The 19,004-nt window shown below is 57.0% G+C and carries 20 protein-coding genes; 11 read left to right on the top strand and 9 right to left on the bottom strand.

The genetic code is table 11. From position 1 onward, the window contains the following. Window positions 1-103 precede the first annotated feature (103 nt). Window positions 104-280 carry a hypothetical protein gene (locus tag BLT77_RS20365; protein WP_176819392.1) on the bottom strand — a complete coding sequence of 59 codons (177 nt, stop codon included), beginning with the start codon at window positions 278-280 and terminating at the stop codon, window positions 104-106. A gap of 417 nt (window positions 281-697) precedes the next feature. On the opposite strand from BLT77_RS20365, the gene BLT77_RS18895 reads away from it, so the two are divergent. From BLT77_RS18895 to BLT77_RS18870, 6 genes are all read left to right on the top strand, one after another. Beyond that, on the top strand, window positions 698-1,096 hold the full coding sequence (locus BLT77_RS18895) for a hypothetical protein (protein ID WP_090368296.1): 399 nt from the start codon (window positions 698-700) through the stop codon (window positions 1,094-1,096). A gap of 73 nt (window positions 1,097-1,169) precedes the next feature. Next, window positions 1,170-1,607, top strand: a complete 438-nt coding sequence (nsrR, locus tag BLT77_RS18890) for a nitric oxide-sensing transcriptional repressor NsrR (RefSeq protein WP_028113839.1) — start codon at window positions 1,170-1,172, stop codon at window positions 1,605-1,607. Window positions 1,608-1,622: 15 nt separating this feature from the next. Then, complete coding sequence (locus BLT77_RS18885; RefSeq protein ID WP_090368294.1) at window positions 1,623-2,057, top strand: YqaA family protein; 435 nt, start codon at window positions 1,623-1,625, stop codon at window positions 2,055-2,057. 44 nt (window positions 2,058-2,101) lie between these two features. Further along, complete coding sequence (locus BLT77_RS18880) at window positions 2,102-4,942, top strand: M16 family metallopeptidase (RefSeq protein WP_090368292.1); 2,841 nt, start codon at window positions 2,102-2,104, stop codon at window positions 4,940-4,942. Between the two features lie 59 nt (window positions 4,943-5,001). Continuing rightward, window positions 5,002-6,546, top strand: coding sequence for a glutamate--cysteine ligase (gene gshA, locus BLT77_RS18875; protein WP_090368290.1), 1,545 nt, complete (start codon window positions 5,002-5,004; stop codon window positions 6,544-6,546). A 12-nt stretch (window positions 6,547-6,558) separates the two neighbouring features. Further along, the gene (locus tag BLT77_RS18870) at window positions 6,559-6,975 is read left to right on the top strand and encodes a hypothetical protein (protein ID WP_090368288.1); all 417 of its coding nucleotides are present in this window, start codon (window positions 6,559-6,561) and stop codon (window positions 6,973-6,975) included. Window positions 6,976-7,022: 47 nt separating this feature from the next. Here BLT77_RS18870 and BLT77_RS18865 read toward each other — a convergent pair whose 3' ends face one another. Beyond that, on the bottom strand, window positions 7,023-7,640 hold the full coding sequence (locus BLT77_RS18865; protein ID WP_090368287.1) for a LysE family translocator: 618 nt from the start codon (window positions 7,638-7,640) through the stop codon (window positions 7,023-7,025). Window positions 7,641-7,862: 222 nt separating this feature from the next. Between BLT77_RS18865 and BLT77_RS18860 the strand changes: the two genes are divergently transcribed. After that, window positions 7,863-8,489, top strand: coding sequence for a transglycosylase SLT domain-containing protein (locus BLT77_RS18860; protein WP_090368298.1), 627 nt, complete (start codon window positions 7,863-7,865; stop codon window positions 8,487-8,489). A 67-nt stretch (window positions 8,490-8,556) separates the two neighbouring features. Here BLT77_RS18860 and BLT77_RS18855 read toward each other — a convergent pair whose 3' ends face one another. From BLT77_RS18855 to xseB, 4 genes are all read right to left on the bottom strand, one after another. After that, window positions 8,557-9,267: an HAD family hydrolase gene (locus tag BLT77_RS18855; protein WP_090368285.1), complete on the bottom strand. Its 711-nt coding sequence runs from the start codon at window positions 9,265-9,267 to the stop codon at window positions 8,557-8,559. A gap of 158 nt (window positions 9,268-9,425) precedes the next feature. Then, window positions 9,426-11,291 (bottom strand): 1-deoxy-D-xylulose-5-phosphate synthase, encoded by a 1,866-nt coding sequence (gene dxs, locus BLT77_RS18850; protein ID WP_090368283.1) that lies wholly within the window; start codon window positions 11,289-11,291, stop codon window positions 9,426-9,428. A gap of 28 nt (window positions 11,292-11,319) precedes the next feature. Next, a complete protein-coding gene (gene ispA, locus BLT77_RS18845; RefSeq protein ID WP_090368281.1) occupies window positions 11,320-12,207 on the bottom strand; it encodes a (2E,6E)-farnesyl diphosphate synthase in 888 nt (295 codons plus the stop codon). Between the two features lie 2 nt (window positions 12,208-12,209). Continuing rightward, window positions 12,210-12,449, bottom strand: a complete 240-nt coding sequence (gene xseB, locus BLT77_RS18840) for an exodeoxyribonuclease VII small subunit (RefSeq protein WP_090368279.1) — start codon at window positions 12,447-12,449, stop codon at window positions 12,210-12,212. Between the two features lie 175 nt (window positions 12,450-12,624). Here xseB and pomA point away from each other — a divergent pair, with 175 nt between their 5' ends. From pomA to thiI, 3 genes are all read left to right on the top strand, one after another. Next, the gene (pomA, locus tag BLT77_RS18835; protein WP_090368277.1) at window positions 12,625-13,389 is read left to right on the top strand and encodes a flagellar motor protein PomA; all 765 of its coding nucleotides are present in this window, start codon (window positions 12,625-12,627) and stop codon (window positions 13,387-13,389) included. Between the two features lie 9 nt (window positions 13,390-13,398). Next, window positions 13,399-14,322, top strand: coding sequence for a flagellar motor protein MotB (locus tag BLT77_RS18830; RefSeq protein WP_090368275.1), 924 nt, complete (start codon window positions 13,399-13,401; stop codon window positions 14,320-14,322). 138 nt (window positions 14,323-14,460) lie between these two features. After that, window positions 14,461-15,915, top strand: coding sequence for a tRNA uracil 4-sulfurtransferase ThiI (thiI, locus tag BLT77_RS18825; RefSeq protein WP_090368273.1), 1,455 nt, complete (start codon window positions 14,461-14,463; stop codon window positions 15,913-15,915). A gap of 45 nt (window positions 15,916-15,960) precedes the next feature. Here the strand turns inward: thiI and BLT77_RS18820 are convergent, their stop codons facing one another. After that, window positions 15,961-16,854: a ketopantoate reductase family protein gene (locus tag BLT77_RS18820; RefSeq protein WP_090368271.1), complete on the bottom strand. Its 894-nt coding sequence runs from the start codon at window positions 16,852-16,854 to the stop codon at window positions 15,961-15,963. Continuing rightward, window positions 16,839-17,291, bottom strand: coding sequence for a VanZ family protein (locus BLT77_RS18815; RefSeq protein ID WP_090368269.1), 453 nt, complete (start codon window positions 17,289-17,291; stop codon window positions 16,839-16,841). Before BLT77_RS18815 ends, BLT77_RS18820 begins: the two co-directional genes overlap by 16 nt. Before the next feature lie 93 nt (window positions 17,292-17,384). On the opposite strand from BLT77_RS18815, the gene BLT77_RS18810 reads away from it, so the two are divergent. After that, on the top strand, window positions 17,385-17,870 hold the full coding sequence (locus BLT77_RS18810; protein ID WP_090368268.1) for a YajQ family cyclic di-GMP-binding protein: 486 nt from the start codon (window positions 17,385-17,387) through the stop codon (window positions 17,868-17,870). A 121-nt stretch (window positions 17,871-17,991) separates the two neighbouring features. Here BLT77_RS18810 and BLT77_RS18805 read toward each other — a convergent pair whose 3' ends face one another. Further along, window positions 17,992-18,942 (bottom strand): LysR family transcriptional regulator, encoded by a 951-nt coding sequence (locus BLT77_RS18805; RefSeq protein ID WP_090368266.1) that lies wholly within the window; start codon window positions 18,940-18,942, stop codon window positions 17,992-17,994. Window positions 18,943-19,004: the final 62 nt, after the last annotated feature.

Genomic DNA, 19,004 nt, shown 5'->3' with positions numbered 1-19,004 from the left:
AAGCCCGAGCTGACGCTCGGGTTTTTTTATGCGCGCTTGTCAGGGTTGTTGCTTAGGCGGAGAAAGCGCTGCTTCTCTCCTCCGCCTCAACCCATCCGATCCCTTAGTAGGGGTTCGTCAGCCAGATCATCAGGGTGAAGAACGCCATCACCAGGCCGCAGAACACAAAAATCCCGTAAAAGCCTTTCTTTCCCTGCTGCAAGCTGTACCCGTTTACGGTCAGAAACAGGCACCATAGCAGTGACAGCACGATGGGCAGCAGAAACAGTCGTCCGATCATTCAAGGCTCCTCTGGACAGTGTCTGGTGGTAAAGCTGATTATTTATTGATACCAATAGTTTAATTATAACGCAATCGACAATGAACTCCGTCTTCTCCGGTTCAACGAAAAGTGGCGCGTACCGCGGTTGCCTAAAGTCGGGCTTGAGCGATGAATGCGACAGTTTCACCCGAATGAGGGTAAAAAATGATGCCGATTGCCGATAGAATCATTACACTAGCGCTTTCCGGTGCGGCCGAGCTTTTCGCGAAACACCGAATGCTGAAGTGATTTAATTACCAGAACGAACATTGGCCACCATCCTTTGTGGTGTTTTTGTTTCTCCGGTGTTGAATGTGTGTAAATATTCGCCGATATGGCTTTTTATTTAGCCAATCGGGTGTAGCATTAGTCCGTTAGGGATTTTCCGGTTTAATTATGCGCTTACTGTTACTGCTGTCTCTGCTTGCTGTTCCGGGCTACGCCTGGTTCGATACCGTGCCTGATTGGCTCGATAAAGAGAGTCAGCAACTGGTGCGGGATCTCAATGGTGGTATTGGTCAGAGCCAGAACCCCAACTTCATTAATGCCGAGTATGAAGATGGCGTGATGATCATGCATTACCGCCAGCTGGATAGCCATCGCCTTGGGGCCTTCGGCGCCGTGGTGGAAAATCACAGTCAGGAGACGGTCAACAGTTTCTGCAGCAGCAGCTATTACCGCAAGCGATTGGAGCTCGGCATGGTATATCGTCACCAGTATCAAAGCAGCAGTGGTGAAACGGTTCAGGAAACCCGCATTGATCGCTACAGCTGTTTACAAGCTCAGCGCTTTTAGGCTTTGCCATCGGGCTTCAATTTGAGGTTCTGATGCCAGATTCACCTCCCTTCCGGGGAGTTTTGGAGGTAACTTGCAACTCACCAGCTTCAGCGATTTCGCATTCCGATCTCTGCTTTTCATGGCCACCCTTCCCGAAGGGGAATTGACCAGCATCACCAAGGTGACGGAGACCTATGGCGTATCGCGTAATCACATGGTTAAAGTGATCAATAAGCTGGGGCATGCAGGCTTTGTCAGAACCGTGCGTGGGAAAAAAGGCGGCATCTGCCTGGCAATGAAGCCGGAGGAGATTGGACTCGGCCAAGTGATTCGCGCGCTCGAGCCGCTGCAGTTGATCAACTGTGGCGAACCCTACTGTAAAATCCTGCCGGCCTGCCGGTTGAAGAGTGTGCTGGAAGAAGCCACCCAGGCCTTCTTGTCGACCCTGGATAACTACACCCTGGCTGACATGCTCACCAACAACTCAGAGCTTAAGGCTCTGATGATCCCCTCCGAAACGGTCGAATAAGCCCAGGCGCTCGCCATGTTGACGGCCTTTTGGAGCCTGTTTGCCAGCGCCTTTATCTCGGCCACCCTGGCGCCCGGCGGTTCCGAGTTGTTACTGGCCTACTGGGTACAAAACTCCCCTGACCCCTGGCTGGCGTTTGTTCTGGTGGCCACCATCGGCAATACCCTGGGCTCTATGACCAGCTTCCTTCTCGGCTACCTTGCCAGCCGTCGAAAGTCTCCCGAATCGCTGCTGAACGACAAACACCAATGGCTGGTTCCCAAGGTGCAGCAATACGGTGTCTGGAGTCTGTTGTTGGCCTGGTTGCCCATTATCGGCGACGCAATCCCCTTACTGGCGGGATGGTTCCGGTTTTCACTGTTATCTAGTAGTCTTCTGATATTCGTAGGTAAATTTTTTCGATACTTGGTGATTGCCCTAACTACACTGGGGGTAGTTTCAAGTATCTAGGCTGGCTGCAACCCGCGTCTCAGCCGGTATCAGGAGGGAATTCAGTGAAGCTATTTAAGCCGTTAGCCCTGTGTTTGGCGCTGGCGTTGATCGGATGTGCATCCGAAGCACCGCAGCCGTCATTGCCGTCAGGCGTCACCTATTTGGGCTCAAACCCGGCCCCGCAGGCCGAAATCACAATTCCTTACGAAAAGTTTCAGCTAGAAAATGGCCTGACCGTGGTGCTGCATCAGGATCGCTCCGACCCCCTGGTGCATCTGGACGTGACCTATCACGTCGGCTCGGCCAGAGAGGAGTTGGGTAAGTCCGGGTTCGCGCACTTCTTCGAACACATGATGTTTCAGGGCTCGCAGCACGTTGCCGATGAACAACACTTTCAGCTGGTGACCGAGTCCGGCGGCACCCTAAACGGCACCACCAACAGCGATCGAACCAACTACTTTGAAACCGTCCCGGCCAATCAGCTGGAGAAGATGTTGTGGCTGGAAGCCGATCGCATGGGCTTCCTGTTGCCGGCCGTCACCGAGCAGGCGTTTGAGGTGCAGCGGGCGACGGTGAAGAACGAACGTGGCCAGCGGGTCGATAATCAGCCCTATGGCCGTCTCAATGAGCTGGTGCACCAGGCGCTGTACCCTCAGGGGCACCCTTACTCCTGGCCGGTCATTGGCTGGATGGAGGAGTTGGATAACGGCAGCGTCGATGATCTTCGGGCCTTCTTTGCCCGCTGGTATGGCCCCAATAATGCCACCCTCACCATCGGCGGCGACTTCGATCGTCAGCAGGTGCTGGAGTGGGTGGTGAAGTACTTTGGCCCCATCCCGCGGGGGCCGGCTGTGGAGCAGGCGCCTAAAGCACCCGCACAGCTCTCGGAAGACCGTTACCTGACTCTGGAAGATAAGGTCCATCTGCCACTGATCTACCTCTCCTTCCCCACCGTCTATGCCCGTCATCAGGATGAGGCGGCGCTGGATCTGCTGGCCGACATTCTCGGCGGCGGTCAAACCTCGATCTTCTATAAAAACTTGGTCAAAGCCGGGTTGGCGGTGCAGGCCGGGGTCAGTCATCCCTGTCGCGAGCTGTCCTGTGAGTTCACCCTGTATGCCCTGGCCAACCCGGCCAAAATGCCAAAACTGGCGGATATCGAAACCGTAATTCGTCAATCCATTGCCGAATTTGAGCAGCGTGGGGTCACCGAAGAGGATCTGCTGAAGGCTCAGGTTGGCCATGAAGCCGGCACCATTTTTGGCTTGCAGAGTGTGCGTGGCAAGGTGACCTCACTGGCCTATAACCAGACCTTCTTTGGTGAGCCCGACCTGCTGCAGACGGATCTGGAGCGGTATCGTAATGTCAGTGCCGATGACGTCATGCGGGTGTTTAATACCTACCTCAAAGGTCAGCACGCGGTGATCATGAGCGTGGTGCCACCGGGGCAAACCGGACTGGCCGCGGCCAATCCGACCTTCACTGCCCCCGAGCCCATCGACCCTGCCACCCTGGCCCACGCCCAAAAGGTGGTGCCGGCAGTGATTCAGGACACCTTTGACCGTAGCCAGGTGCCACCCGCCGGGCCGGCGCCGCAGTTGAAAGTGCCTGGCTTGTGGACCCGCACTCTCGGCAACGGCATCGAGGTGGTGGGTACCCAAAGCCTGGAGACGCCCACTACCGAGATCCTCATCGCCCTGGAAGGGGGGCAGAGGCTGACCCCGGCCAATCAGGCCGGTCTGGCCCGGTTGACGGCAGCGATGATGGATGAGTCCACTGACTCTATGACCACCGAACAGATGGCTCAGGAACTGGAAAAGCTGGGTTCCTCAATCTCCATCTCGGCCTCTGGCTACCGCACCTACGTTAACGTCAGCACTCTGACTCAGAATCTGGATGCGACCCTGGCATTGCTGCAGGAACGCCTGTTTAAGCCGGCGTTCCGTCCTGAAGACTTTGAGCGGGTCAAGGTGCAGCAACTGCAAGGGCTGCAGCATCAGGCCAATGACCCCGCCTGGCTGGCCAGTACCGCCTGGAGCCAGCTGTTGTTTGGTGTCGATAACCCCATGGGACAACCCCTGAGCGGCACCCTGGAGACGGTATCGGCCCTGACTCTGGAGCAGGTCAAGGGCTTCTATCAGCAACAGTTCCGTGGTGGCAACGCCAGTGTAGTCGCGGTGTCCGACATCGACGAGCGCACCCTGATGAGCAAACTTGACTGGTTGGCAAACTGGCAGGGCCAGGCCGCCCAGTGGCCCAAGCTGGTCCGAATGCCCTCAACTAAGGGGCCGGTCATCTATCTGATGGATAAACCCGGTGCGGCGCAATCGGTCATTAAGATCGGCCGACGCGGCCTGCCTTTCGATGCATTGGGTGAGTACTTTAAAGCCGGATTGATGAACTACCCTCTGGGGGGCGCATTCAACAGCCGCATCAACCTCAACCTGCGCGAAGACAAGGGCTACACCTATGGCGCTCGCAGCGGCTTCAGTGGCGGGCCGGAACTGGGCAGTTTCGTAGCCGGAGCCAGTGTGCGCAGCGACGTGACTGCGGAGTCGGTCAAAGAGTTTCTCGGTGAAATGACCGGTTTTGCCGAAAACGGCATGACCCGGCAGGAGCTCGACTTCATGCGCGCCTCGGTGACCCAGTCCGACGCCCTCAAGTTTGAAACTCCAGGCCAGAAGGCCCGTTTCCTGGGCAAGCTGCAGCGCTACAACCTGCCTGATAACTTTGTGGCCCAGCAGGGAGCGTTGATCAACACCATCAGCCTGAATGAACTGAATCAACTGGCCCGTAAGGAGCTGGATCTGAGTCGGATGATCATTCTGGTGGTTGGTGATAAAACCACCATTGAAGCGCCATTGATCGCTTTGGGCTATGAAGTGAAGCCACTGACACTGTAAAATCGTTTTTTTCTAATTTAGTGGAGGGCTTGGCCCTCCCATCCACGCGAGAATCTGGCTTGACCGAATTTGAACAGAATCTGAGTCGCCTGGCCCAAGGGGAAGGTCGACAAGCTTTGCAGAAGCTGCAACGGGGCATTGAGCGTGAAGCGTTGCGCATCCTTCCGCAGGGCGCCTTGGCCAGAGATCCCCACCCCGAGGTGTTGGGATCGGCACTTACCAACAAGTGGATCACCACCGATTTTTCGGAGTCTCTGCTTGAGCTGATCACCGGGGTGAACGACAACGTCGATAACCTGTTGGCCGAACTGGGGGACGTTCACCATTTTGTCAGTGAGCGTATTGAAGGCCAGTACCTGTGGCCCCAGTCCATGCCCTGTTTTATTGATGATCACGAAGATGTGCCCATCGCCCAGTACGGTGACTCCCACGTCGGTCGAATGAAAACCCTCTACCGCGAGGGGCTTAAGCGTCGGTACGGTGCCAAGATGCAGTCCATTGCCGGTGTGCATTTTAACTTTTCCCTGCCTAAAGCGCTGTGGAAAGGCCTTAAGGGCAGCGACAGCCAGGAGGTGATTTCAGACGGGTACTTCCACCTGATTCGAAACTTCCGTCATCAGGCCTGGGTTCTGCCCTACCTGTTTGGCGCCTCCCCAACGCTGTGCCCGTCGTTCCTTGAGGGGCGCGAGGTGCCGTTCGAGTTCGACACCCTGCCATCCGGGTTGCTGACACTGCCCTATGCCACCTCATTGCGCATGAGCGATCTGGGCTACACCAACAGCGAGCAGGCCAATCTGCAGATTCGCTACAACTCGGTGGACCAGTATGTGGCCGACTTGAAGCGTGCCATTACCCTGCCGTCGGCACAGTTTGCCAAATTGGGGATTGAGCAGGATGGACAGCTGCTGCAGTTGAACGCCAATATCCTGCAGATCGAGAACGAGCTTTACTCCTCCATTCGGCCCAAGCGCACCACCCACTCAGGGGAAACCCCTTCCGATGCGCTGGCCCGTGCCGGGGTGGAGTACATCGAGGTGCGGACTCTGGACGTCAATCCGTTTGAGCCGCTGGGGATCGGCCGCGACCAGATTCTGTTGCTGGATCTGTTCCTGCTGGATTGTGCCCTGTTGCCCAGTCCTTGCTGGACCGACGCCTGCCAGTTGCAGACTCAGCGCAATTTTGAGTCGGTGGTGACCCAGGGGCGTAAGCCCGGACTGCAGCTGGAGACCGGCTGTGGCGAGCAGATTGCCCTGGCCCAGTGGCTGCAACAGAGTTTTGAGCGCTGGTCGAAGATTGCCGATGTTATTGACGACCTCAATGGGGATTCTCAGTATCAGGATGCCCTGGCATTGTGGCGTCCGGCCATCGCCGAGCCCGGGCACACCCTGTCCGGACGCCTGATGGCCGAACATCGTCAACTGGACAACCCGGCCATGGCGCTGGCCAAGGCACACACCGTCCATCTGCTGGCCAGGGATTACGCCAGCTTGTCGGAAGGGCGCCTGCAGGATGAGGTCAGTCAGTCATTGCTGCGGCAGCAGCAACTGGAGCATAAGCAAACCGGCACCTTTGAAGCTTATCTGAAACACTATTTCCAGAGTTGATCGGGAGGCAGAATGCGCAGAGCGTTGGTAGGCAGTGTGGCATTGATATTGACCGCCTGTGCCAGTCACGACGATCAACAGGGGCTGTGTGGCGAGCTATCGACGTTTCACCAGCCACCGGAAACTGAAAACCTGTTTCGGGCAGTGGTGACCCGCATTGATGACACCAATGTGGTGACCAAAGCCAGTTACCGGCTTGCCCCTGGCACCCATACTCTGAGGGTGGTGGAGCTTATCGACGATCCTCGTCTGGGTATCAGCCTGAGAGACCGCCATTACAAGGAGTTTACCCTCAGGGTGGAGGCCGGGGTGGAATACCACCTCGGAGCCAGGTTTGAGACGCCTGTGGAGGTACCAAGCTCGAAAACAGACTACTGGCAGCCGGTGGTGTGGAAACAGGAACCGGTTCAGTGTCATCTTGAGCCCTGATCAAAAAAGGCCGCGAAGCGGCCTTTTTGCTGCTTGAGCCTCGGGGCTCAGGCAATCACCATAACGCTGCCCAGACCAATGAAGGTAAGGCCACACAGGCGGTTGAAACGACGCTGGGCCGTGGTGCTGCATAAGCGGTTCGCCAACCGGCAGCCACCAAAGGCCACCAGGTTCAGAATCACGAAATCCACCGCCGTGAAGGTGGAACACAGCACCAGCAGTTGTGGCTGCATCGGTTTGCTGGCATCGAGAAACTGGGGAAACAGCGCCGCAAAGAAGATCAGGCCCTTAGGGTTGGCCAGGCCGACAAACAGGGTCTGTTTGAACAGGCTGAAGCTGCAGCTGTTGCGGTAGGTAAAGCTCGATTCCAGGGTTTCGCTGGGGCGGGAGCGCCAGGCGGAGAAGCCCAGCCACAACAGGTAGGCGGCGCCGGCGTAGCGCAGCACTTCATACAGGGCGGCATTGCTGGTGATCAGCGCGCCGATGCCGGTGGCAGACAGAATCATCAGCAACAGGCCGGCCAGGTTGGAACCCAATACGGTTGCCAGGGCTTTTCGGTGCCCGTAGCGGACGCTGGTTGACAGGGTCAGCAGGGTCATGGGGCCAGGGGCGATCAACAGCACAATGACCGTCGTCAGATAAACCAGATACAGCTCGGTTGACATCTTTTGTTACTGGGTTAGTACGAAAGGGGCGCATTTAATCAGCGTTTACGGTCGCTGTAAAGAGTTGCGTTATCGTCACTTTCGACAAATGCGATCCCGGTTGCCAGCTTTTACTGGCAGCCCGGGTGAAAATCAAAACTTTGGATTTTGTTGCTGCCTCGGTGGCATTTCCCAAGCGGGAAGGGCAAAATCGGTACTTTCAGGGCTTTTCGCTGGTTCATGATGCTAAATGTAAGATTAATAAAGCTTATCTTAAGCGCTCTCGTGCTGGTTGGCTTGGTGGGCTGTGCCACGCCACCACCACGGGATCCGGAAAATTTGTGCAATATCTTTACCGAAAACCGCGGCTGGTATAAAGCGGCAAAAAACACCCGCGAAAAGTGGGGGGTGCCGGTACACGTGCCCATGGCGATGATGTATCAGGAGAGCTCGTTTAAGCATAATGCGCAGCCGCCCATGAGATGGTTCCTGGGCTTCATTCCCATCGGTCGTGCCTCCAGCGCCTACGGTTACGCTCAGGCGAAGACCGTGACCTGGGATCAGTATGCCCGGGAAACCGGTAACAGCTGGTCCAGTCGCAGTGACTTTGATGACGCCATGGATTTCATGGGCTGGTACATCTATAAGTCCAACAAGGTTAACGGGGTCTCCAAGTGGGACGCTTATCGCCAGTACCTGAATTATCATGAGGGCTGGGGGGGCTATAAACGCGGCAGCTACAAGAGCAAACAGTGGCTGGTGAAAACCTCACGTAAAGTGGAAAGTCGCTCAAAGCGTTACGCGGCCCAGTACAACCAGTGTAAAGAGGATCTGGATCGAAGTTGGTTATGGCGGTTGTTTTTTGGCTAACCTCTCCGGTCAGTGAAAAAGCCGGTCAGTTACGCTGACCGGCTTTTTTGTGCCTGCTTGTGGGGCGTTACAGGTAGCTTTGACACAACGATAATAGGGATTCAGGCGTGTCGGCAATGTGGTCGGGTTGGTGTTCCCAAAGTTTGGGGGATGAGCCGCTGTAGGCTGCTGTGACCGCGATGACGGTGCAATCCGCACCCAGTGCCCGATTCAAATTTCGAGCAAACTCAACATCCCCTTGGTGGTCGCCGATGTACATCAGTTGCCGCGGCCGTTTGGTGCCAAAGATGGCCTCGATGCATTGCAGGCCTCCGGCCGGGTGGGGTTTTTGGTGACCACCATCAACGTCGTTATATCCCATGATGCTATGAAAGGGAGTGTCTACACCTTCCCGCTTCAACAGGGCCCAGATGGTGCTGGAGTCGTTTTGTGAGCACACACCGTGGGGTAGGGCAGTCAGGGAGCGAAGCACATTGGCGATACCCTCAAACAGGCGAACTTCGGTGGTGTTGCTGCGTTGATGCTTGGCCCACAGGGCGCCAGCTTCGGTGGTTTCTTTGGCGGTCAGCCCATAATAGTTTTGGTATAGGTCCTGCCAATTCCGCGCCGCGTGATTGGCTTGGTGGTAGGCGGATTCGCTACGCAGCCAGTGTGGCAGGTTCTCGCCGCTCAGGTGAGGGGCGATGTCGGCGAGAATGGACTGGGTAATATTGATATTTTTGGGAACCGAATTGACTAGGGTTCCGTCGTAGTCCCACAGTATGGCGTCCAGTGGCATGGTTATTTCATCACGGTAAAGAGGATCACTTTGCCATCGAGAAGTCGGAAAAAAAAGACTGAAAATCAGAATTGAGCGTTCTAAGTTTTTGTCGTTAAAGCAATAAAAAACCGGAAGCGGCAGGGCCGGTTCCGGTTGATTACGCAGGCTGAAGCGGATCAGTCGCCGAAGTAGGCGCCAATCTGCTTGAGTATGCCCGGGCCGTCCAGCTCCAGTTCGGTGTGCATCTCCTCCTGGGTGCCCTGCTCGATGAAGCGGTCCGGCAGTCCCAGTTGCAGTACCGGCTTGGCCACCTTGTGCCGATTCAGGCACTCCAGCACCGCGGATCCCGCACCGCCCATAATGGCGTTCTCTTCCAGGGTCACCAGCCGATCGTGACTGGCAGCCATCTCCAGCACCATCTGCTCATCCAGCGGCTTCACGAAACGCATATTGACCACGGTGGCGTCCAGCTTCTCGGCGGCTTCGAGGGCGTAAGGCAGCAGGGTGCCGAAGCTGTAGATGCACAGCCCCTGGCCCTGGCGACGAATCTCCGCTTTGCCGAGGGGCATCTCGGTCATCTCGGACTGAATCTCCACCGGCAGTCCGGTGCCACGAGGGTAGCGGACGGCGGCCGGGGACTCCATCTTATGGCCGGTATACAGCATCTGTCGACACTCGTTGGCATCGGCTGGCACCATGATGGTGAAGTTGGGAATACAGCGCAGGAACGACAGGTCGAATGCGCCCTGGTGAGTCTGGCCGTCAGCGCCCACCAGGCCGCCCCGGTCGATGGCAAACAGCACCGGCAGGTTCATAATACCGACATCATGAATCGCCTGGTCGTAGGCGCGCTGCAGGAAGGTGGAGTAGATGGCAACCACCGGACGGTAGCCTTCGCAGGCAAATCCCGATCCGAGAGTGACCGCATGTTGCTCGGCGATAGCGGCATCAAAGTATTGCGTTGGGAATCGCTGCGAAAACTCGACCATGCCAGAGCCTTCGCGCATCGCTGGGGTAATGCCCATCAGCTTGTCGTCGACGTCAGCCATGTCGCACAGCCAGTCACCGAACACCTTGGAGAAGGTGGGTTGACCCGGCTTGGACTTCGGCAGCTTGGCCTCTTCGATATTGAATTTTGGCACCCCATGGTAGCCGATGGGATCCTCTTCCGCCGGTTTGTACCCTTTACCCTTCTTGGTCATGATGTGCAGAATCTGCGGCCCTTTCAGGTTGCGCATATTGCTCAGGGTGTCCACCAGGCCGCCGACATCGTGGCCGTCAATGGGGCCGATGTAGTTGAAACCCAGCTCCTCGAACAGGGTGCCGGGAACCACCATCCCTTTCAGGTGTTCTTCTGCACGGCGAGCCAACTCTTTGATGGGTGGCATCCCCGCCAGGGCTTTCTTGCCCCCTTCACGAATGGTGGTGTACAGGCGGCCCGACATCAGCCTGGCCATGTGGTTATTCAGGGCGCCGACGTTCTCGGAGATCGACATCTCGTTATCGTTGATGATAAGCAGCATGTCTTTGTGAATGTCTCCGGCGTGGTTCAAAGCCTCAAAGGCCATGCCACCGGTCAGTGCGCCGTCACCAATGACCGCCACCACTTTGCGCCCCTGGGCTTCACGGTCGGCGGCAATGGCCATCCCCAGTGCGGCAGAGATCGAGGTGGTGGAGTGGCCGACACTCAGGGTGTCGTACTCACTCTCCTCCCGCCAGGGGAAGGGGTGCAGGCCGCCTTTTTGGCGAATGGTCGGCATCTGCCGGGCCCGTCCGGTAAGGATCTTGTGGGGGTAGGCCTGATGGCCCACATCCCAGACCAGGCGGTCGTACGGGGTGTTGTAGACGTAATGCAGGGCGACAGTCAGTTCCACGGTCCCCAGGCCAGAGGCCAGGTGTCCGGAAGAGTGGCTGACACAGCGCAGCAGATACTGGCGCAGTTCATCGGCCAGGTTCTGCAGTTCGGCTTTGGGCAACTGGCGCAGGTCTGACGGCATTTCAGCCTTGGCCAGGAGTGGATAATCGTTCAGATCCAAACTCATTGTGACGGTCGCTTCTTTGTTATCTTGTTTATTGGCCGCGCTCGATAATATAGCGAGCAAAGTCAGTAAGTAGGTCGGTATTGTAGGGCAATTTTGCCAGCGATGTCAGGGCATCTTGGTGGAGACTCTGAGCCACTTCACAGGCACCGTCAAGTCCCAGCAGAGAGGGGAAGGTGCTCTTGTTGGCATCGGCATCCGATCCCTGGGGTTTTCCCAGCTGTTCGGTGTCGGCGGTAATGTCCAGAATGTCATCCTGTACCTGAAACGCCAGGCCAATGGCATCGGCGTATTCGGTCAGCGCCAGCTTGTGCTCCGGTGCCAGCCCGGCCACCGCCAGAGTCGCCATCTCGACACTGGCGCGCATCAGTGCGCCGGTTTTGAGGCGATGTAACCGGGTCAACTGCTCTAGCGAGATACGGCTGTCGGTGGAGGCCAGATCAATCGCCTGCCCACCGCACATCCCCTGATAGCCAGAGGCCCGGGTCAATACCCGAATCATGGCGATGCGGTTTGGTTCCAACTCCGGAGGCAGATCGCAGTTGGCCAGAATCTCAAATGCCAACGTCTGCAGAGCGTCCCCGGCCAGAATGGCGGTCGCTTCATCAAAGGCGATGTGACAGGTGGGTTTACCCCGGCGCAGATCATCATCGTCCATGGCCGGCAGGTCATCGTGGATCAGCGAGTAGGCGTGAATGCATTCGACTGCGGCGGCCAGAGGATCCAAAGTGGCCTCTTCGGCGCCGAGCAGGGTGCCGACGGAGTAAACCAGGAAGGGTCTGGCGCGTTTTCCACCGAGCAGGGTGCCATAACGCATCGCTTCCAACAGGCGCGGAGCGCAATCGGGAAGCTGGTCAAATTGGGTAATAAGGTGTTGATCAACACGTTGACGGTACTGAGTCAGAGCGGCGCTCAGCATGGTTACTCCTGAGAATCGAACTGAACCAGTTGCGCGTTGCCTTCCTCATCCTTGGTGAGCATCTGCACGCTTTGTTCGGCCTGGGTTAATTTCTGCTGGCTGGCTCGTACGAGGTGAATCCCCCGCTCAAACTGCTTCAGTGCCTGTTCCAATGGCACATTTCCCTGTTCCAGATTGGCAACAATCTGTTCCAGTTCTGCCAGAGCTTGTTCAAAACTAAGATTGTCCGGTTTTTTTGCCATGGTAGGCTCCTTGAATTGCTGCACAAAGGTACTTGTTTGTGCCCGTCGAATCAATGACAGTGGCCGCTTAACATTAAATTTCATTAAACTTGCGCTGCGACGGACCGATAAAGACAATAGGCAATCGATGTTCCCCCCGGGGACAGCCGAAAATTCAGACACTTCAGGAGATTTCGTGGATCTGGCGACCCTTATTGGCCTTCTCGGCGCCTTTGCATTCATCATTATGGCGATGATGAATGGCGGTGACCCTGGGGTCTTCATCAACATCCCCTCTATCTTCATTGTTGTGGGCGGCTCGCTGTTCGTCGTAATGATGAAGTTCAATATCGGCCAGTTTTTCGGTGCGGTAAAAATTGCGGCCAAGGCCTTTATGTTCAAGCTGGACAAGCCCGAAGCCCTGATTGAGCAATCGGTGGTGATGGCCGACTCGGCCCGTAAAGGCGGCTTTCTGGCCCTGGAAGAGGCGGAGATCAGCAACAGTTTCATGCAGAAGGCGGTCGACCTGCTGGTGGATGGCCACGACGCCACCGTGGTGCGCCAGGCGCTGTCCAAGGACATCGGCCTGACCATCGAGCGCCATCAGTTTGGTGCCAGTACTTTTCGCGCCCTGGCCGACGTGGCCCCGGCCATGGGCATGATCGGTACCCTGATCGGCCTGGTGGCCATGCTCAATAACATGGACGATCCCAAGTCCATCGGTCCCGCCATGGCAGTGGCCTTGCTGACCACCCTCTATGGTGCCATCATTGCCAACATGGTGGCGGCGCCCATCGCCGATAAGCTGGAACTGAGGATGAGTGAAGAGATGCTTAACCGCCGTCTGATCATGGACGCGGTGCTGGCGATTCAGGATGGCCAGAACCCAAGGGTGATTGAGGGCTTCTTGAAGAACTACCTCAACGAAAACCAGCGTAAAATTTCCACCACCGAAGAGTAGACGCGACAGATGACGCTCAGCGCAGGCGGTGACGACGCCGCTCCACCGAAAAAGAAAGTTGCCCCTGGCGCTCCCGCCTGGATGGCCACCTTTGCCGATCTCAGCACCCTGCTGATGTGCTTTTTCGTATTGTTGCTGGCGTTCTCCGAGATGGACGTGCTTAAGTTTAAGCAGATTGCCGGTTCCATGAAGTACGCGTTCGGGGTACAGAATAAGCTGGAGGTGAAAGACATCCCCAAGGGAACCTCGGTCATCGCCCAGGAGTTTCGTCCCGGCCGGCCCGAACCGACCCCTATCGAAGTCATCAACCAGCAAACCATCGAGTTTACCAAGAACCACCTGGATGTTGAGGCCGGGGCCGATCCGGTCGCAGGCAGTGAGCAGAGCAACGAAGGTAAGCTTCAAGGCGGCGCCAGTGAACACACCAGCTCCTCCTCTCAGACTCAGTCCAACGCCAACGCACTGGCGAAAAAACTGGCTCACCAGCTGCAGGAACAGATCGAAGATGGTGCCATCGAGATTGAATCTCTGGGCCAGCAGATCGTGATTCGCATTCGAGAAAAGGGCGCGTTTCCGGCTAACTCCGCATTTCTTCAGCCGAAATTTCGGCCGGTCATTCGAGCGGTGGCCGATCTGCTAAAAGACGTACCTGGCATTGTTACCGTGACAGGCCATACCGATAACGCCAAGGTCCAGAATGAGTTATACCGCTCAAACTGGGAGCTGTCGTCACAACGGGCGGTGTCGGTCGCTCACGAGATGATCAAGGTGGAAGGCTTCGACCCGCTGCGAATGGAGGTGATCGGCAAGGCCAACAGTCAACCTCTGGTCAGCAACGATAACGCCAGGGGGCGGGCGAAAAATCGCCGGGTAGAGATTGCGATCACTCAGGGTAAGCCTAAACTTTCGGAAGAGATTCCGGCAATCCAGTAGCTTCCGGGCTGGGCGCACGCCGTGTTGTTCGGCCCTATCTCACTTCAAATGTGGTTTAGGCCATCTCCTGGTTGTTTCCCGAATCCTTAAGCTCAGGTATAATGCCGCGCTTTGTTTTTTTGCCTCTACAGGAAGCTCATGAAATTTATCGTCAAGCTGCATCCCGAGATCATGATCAAGAGTAAATCGGTGCGTAAGCGCTTCGGTAAATTGCTCGAGTCCAATATTCGCAACGTGCTGCGGAAAACCGACGAATCCGTGCGCGTGCGTTTTAACTGGGATCATATCAGTGCCACCAGCAGCCTTGATGATGCCGACAACACCGCCAAGTTGGTGGTGTCCCTGAGAAACATGCCCGGTATCCATCACTTTCTGGAAGTACGCCAGTACAACTTTGAAACCATCGACGACATCTTTCAGCATGCCCTGCCGGTGTTCACCGAGCGTCTGAAGGGCAAAACCTTCTGCGTGCGGGCCAAGCGCCGCGGTAAGCATGACTTCAATTCGCTGGAGGTGGAGCGTTACGTCGGCGGTGGTTTGAACCAGCATACCGAAGCGGCCGGCGTTCGCCTCAAGGATCCCGATGAGGTGATCGGGCTGGAGATTGAAGACGATAAGCTTTATCTGGTGGAGAAACGTCACGATGGCATGGGCGGTTTCCCCATCGCCACCCAGGAAGACGTCCTGTCGCTGATCTCCGGCGGCTTTGATTCCGGCGTCTCCAGTTTCCAGTGCATCAAGCGTGGTGCCCGGACCCATTTCTGCTTCTTTAACCTGGGCGGTGCCGCCCACGAGCAGGGCGTGAAGCAGGTAGCGTACTACCTGTGGCACAAATACGGCTCCTCGCACAAGGTACGATTCATCTCCGTGCCGTTTGAGCCAGTGGTGGAAGAGATCCTCGAGCGAGTCGACAATGGCCAGATGGGGGTGATTCTCAAGCGGATGATGATGCGGGTGGCCAGTGAAGTAGCTCAACGGTTCAACATTCCTGCCCTGGTGACCGGAGAGGCCATGGGTCAGGTGTCCAGCCAGACCCTGACCAACCTCAATGTCATCGACAAGGTGACTGACACCGTGATCCTGCGTCCACTGGTGACCTGGGACAAGCAGGAGATCATCGACGTGGCCCGCCAGATTGGCACCGAAAGTTTTGCGGCGGCGATGCCGGAGTACTGTGGCGTGATCTCCCAGAAGCCGACGGTTAAGGCGGTACTGTCAAAAATCGAGGCGGAAGAAGCCAAGTTTTCTGAAGACCTGATCGAGCGGGTGATGGCGGAGACCAAGGTGATGGACATTCGCGACGTGGCAAAAGAGGAACAGGCTCGGGTGACCGAGATGGAAACCGTGGACACGCCGACCGCCGGTGCCGTGGTGCTGGACATTCGGGCGCCGGAAGAGGAAGAGGAGAAGCCGCTGCAGATGGACGGCGTCGATGTCGTGACTCTGCCGTTCTTCAAGCTGGGTTCTGCCTTTAAGGAGCTGGATCAGAGCCGCACCTACCTGCTGTACTGCGACCGCGGCGTCATGAGTAAGCTGCAGGCGTTGTACCTCAAAGAGCAGGGCTTCGACAACGTCAAGGTATACCGCCCTTAATACCAGCCTGTACCGATTAAAAAAAACCGCCTTCCGGCGGTTTTTTTATGTCTTGGTGCAGCCGCTGAGTTGACTGACCCGGTCCAGGTTGTGCCGATGAGCGTCGGCGCACAGGCCGTGGGCCCGGGCGCGCTCCACCACAAAACCGCTGATGGCGTCTATTTCTGTGGGGCGTTTGGCGCTGACGTCCTGCAGCATCGATGAGCGGTTACTGCAGGTGGCTTCGGCCACACTCAGGCACCAGGCCAGAATCTGCTCCGCCTCCATCGCGATCCCCTCGGCCTTGGCCACCGCCGCCAGCTCATCGCTGAGCCGCTGCAGTTCGGCGCGATGGCCGGGGCGAGCCAGCTCACCGTTAGTGCAGCCATAACAGGCGGTCAGGGGGTTGATCAGGGCATTCACCGCCAGCTTTTGCCACAGCCTGGGCAAAATGGCGGCCTCGCTGATAAAGCCAATCTCTGTCAAGGCATCGGGCAGCTGCCCCTGTCCGCTCAGCGGCCCTAGGTAGCGGACTCCCTGGCCGGTATGGCGCACCGAGTGTGATTCCAGCTTCAGGGCGCCGTCGGTCAGCATCCCCGCCCACCAGTTGTGTTCAGGGAAGCGCTGCGCCAGCCGCTGCTGCGGACCCATGCCGTTGTGCAGCAGTACAATCGGGGTCGAGGGGGGCAGCCAGGCCAGTACCGGTGTCAGGGCCGACTCTGCCTGGTAAGCCTTGGTTGTGACCAGCACGGCATCACAATGCTGAGGCTGGTTGCTGGGAGCATGGGGCAGGCTCGCCTGCTGAATGGAGCCGTCCAGGCGCTGTAATTGGTGCTGGATGATCCTGGCGGTGGTTTCTGGGCGGGTCAGCAGTAACGGCGAGTGCCGGTGCTGGCAGAGATCCATCGCCAGCAACTGGCCAATGGCGCCACCGCCCAGAATGGCTAGGGTCGTTGCCATCGTCGTACCGCTTCCAAAAACAGATGAAACATCAGCACGCCGGCCATGTCGGCCAGCCAGTCCATGGGGTCAGCCTGCCGGTAGGGCAGGTAGGATTGCACCAGCTCCACCAGCCCCGCATACAGTGCCAGCACGGCGAACTGCCCGCTTTTGGGCCAGTCAAAGGCCAGGTGCAGCAACAACGCCAGGGTGGCAAACCCGGCCAGGTGTCCCAGCTTGTCGGTGTGGCTGAATGGCTGGGGGTAACTCGGTTCGCCAAACAGCAGGTAGGAGAAGGCACCGATCACCAGTAACAGACTGAATCGGAACCATTGTCGCTGCTGCGGGCTGGGGGAGGTCAAAATCATCATGGGGGCAATAATAGCGACCCACGGGCAGAAATCCCACTCCTGAGCGAGGCTTTCCAGGTCAGAGTTTTGCCCCGAGGTGATTGTCACCGGTCTCAGAGAGAGTAAACTCTGACTCACATCAACAGCTTAATTTTCGGTGGCCCGGTCAATGCCACCGCCTCAGTTTATGGAGAATAAACCATGCCTTCGTTTGACATAGTGTCTGAAGTGGATGCGGTTGAGTTACGCAACGCCGTCGATAACGCCAGTCGCGAACTGACCACCCGATTCGATTTTCGTGGTGTGGAAGCCAGCTTCGAGCTGAATGACATGGTGGTCACCATGAAAGCCGAAGGGGATTTTCAGCTGCGCCAGATGGAAGACATTCTGCGTGGCAGCCTGGCCAAGCGCAAAGTGGACTCCTCCGCCATGGAGGTGGACGAGAAAGCGGTTCACAGCGGCAAGACCTTCTCCCGTACCTGCAAATTTAAGCAGGGGATCGAGCAGGCGGTGGCCAAGAAGCTGATTAAAGCCATCAAAGACAGCAAGATTAAGGTGCAGGCGCAGATTCAGGGCGACAAGATGCGGGTCACCGGCAAGAAGCGCGACGACCTTCAGGCGGTGATGGCCCTGACCCGGGAAGCGGATCTGGGGCAGCCGTTCCAGTTCGAGAATTTTAGGGACTAGAGGCTGGCCTAGCTGGCGGGAAGTGGCGGTGTGGCTTTAGTCATTTCGCGTTGACAACTTCGAGAACTTTCGTGACTAAGTCATGACGCATTGTGAAAAAGGAGCCTGAGGGCTCCTTTTTTTATGGCTCAGGCGCTGACTGTTGGCACCGGGACAGAATCAGTTCCCTGAACCAGCGGTGGCCGGCATCGCTGTCATGGTGTTGATGCCAGAACAGCGTATAGGAGATGGGCGGTAGCGCCATTGGCAGCGGCAGAATGATCAGGTTGAATCCTTCCGCGATGTGGCGGGCATAACGGCCAGGCGCGGTAAGTATAAGGTCAGTATGGGCGCAGATGCTGGCGGCGCTGTTGAAGTCGGGCACGTGCATGGCAATGCGCCGGTGCCGGTCTTGTTCGGCCAGTTTGAGGTCCAGTAGCCAATGTTCGTGCTCATCGCATCGAACCTGTACATGCCGGGCAGACAGGTAGGGTTCCAGTCCCCAGGCCTGGCCTAACAGAGGATGGGCCTGCCGAATTAAGCAGCAATGCTGATCCTGATACAGCTCTTCATAGACAATGCCTTTCGGCGGCAAAAGGGTGCGACGGGCATCTTGAAAATGGATGTCCTTGCCAGTGATGCCAAAATCGAGTTCTCCCCGAATCAAACGTTCCAGGCTGTTTGTTGCCCACGCCTGGGCATCAATGGTCACCAACGGTGCCTGTTCGTGCAGCTCAGCGAGAAACCGTGGCAGCAGCAGCGGGTACATGGTCTCAACCATCGCCATCATAAAGCAGCGTTGGCTGCGATTGGCCTGAAAGTCACCGGGCTCGGTGAGGGCTTCAATAGCACAGAGCAGTTGCTTCAGGGGGGCTGCCAGGTTTCGGGCATAGGGGGTGGGTTCCAGTCCATGGGACTGCCTCAGGAAAAGCGGATCATTAAACTGCGTTCTCAGTCGAGCCAGGCTTTTGCTGATGGCCGATTGGCTGAGGTGCAGCTTATGAGCCGCCTTGGTGACGCTCCGCTGCTCCAGTAGCACATGCAAGCAGATCAGCAGATTGAGATCGAGTCGGGAAAGTTGCTCAAAGGACATGATTGGAGCCGATGCGTTATTCCATTTTGGAAAATCATAGCTGACATTAATTCACTTTTGAA

This window comes from Ferrimonas sediminum (genome assembly GCF_900100175.1).
GTDB classification, from domain to species: domain Bacteria; phylum Pseudomonadota; class Gammaproteobacteria; order Enterobacterales; family Shewanellaceae; genus Ferrimonas; species Ferrimonas sediminum.
The sequence above is the reverse complement of the archived record's forward strand: the minus strand, read 5'-3'. Positions and strand labels throughout refer to the sequence as shown.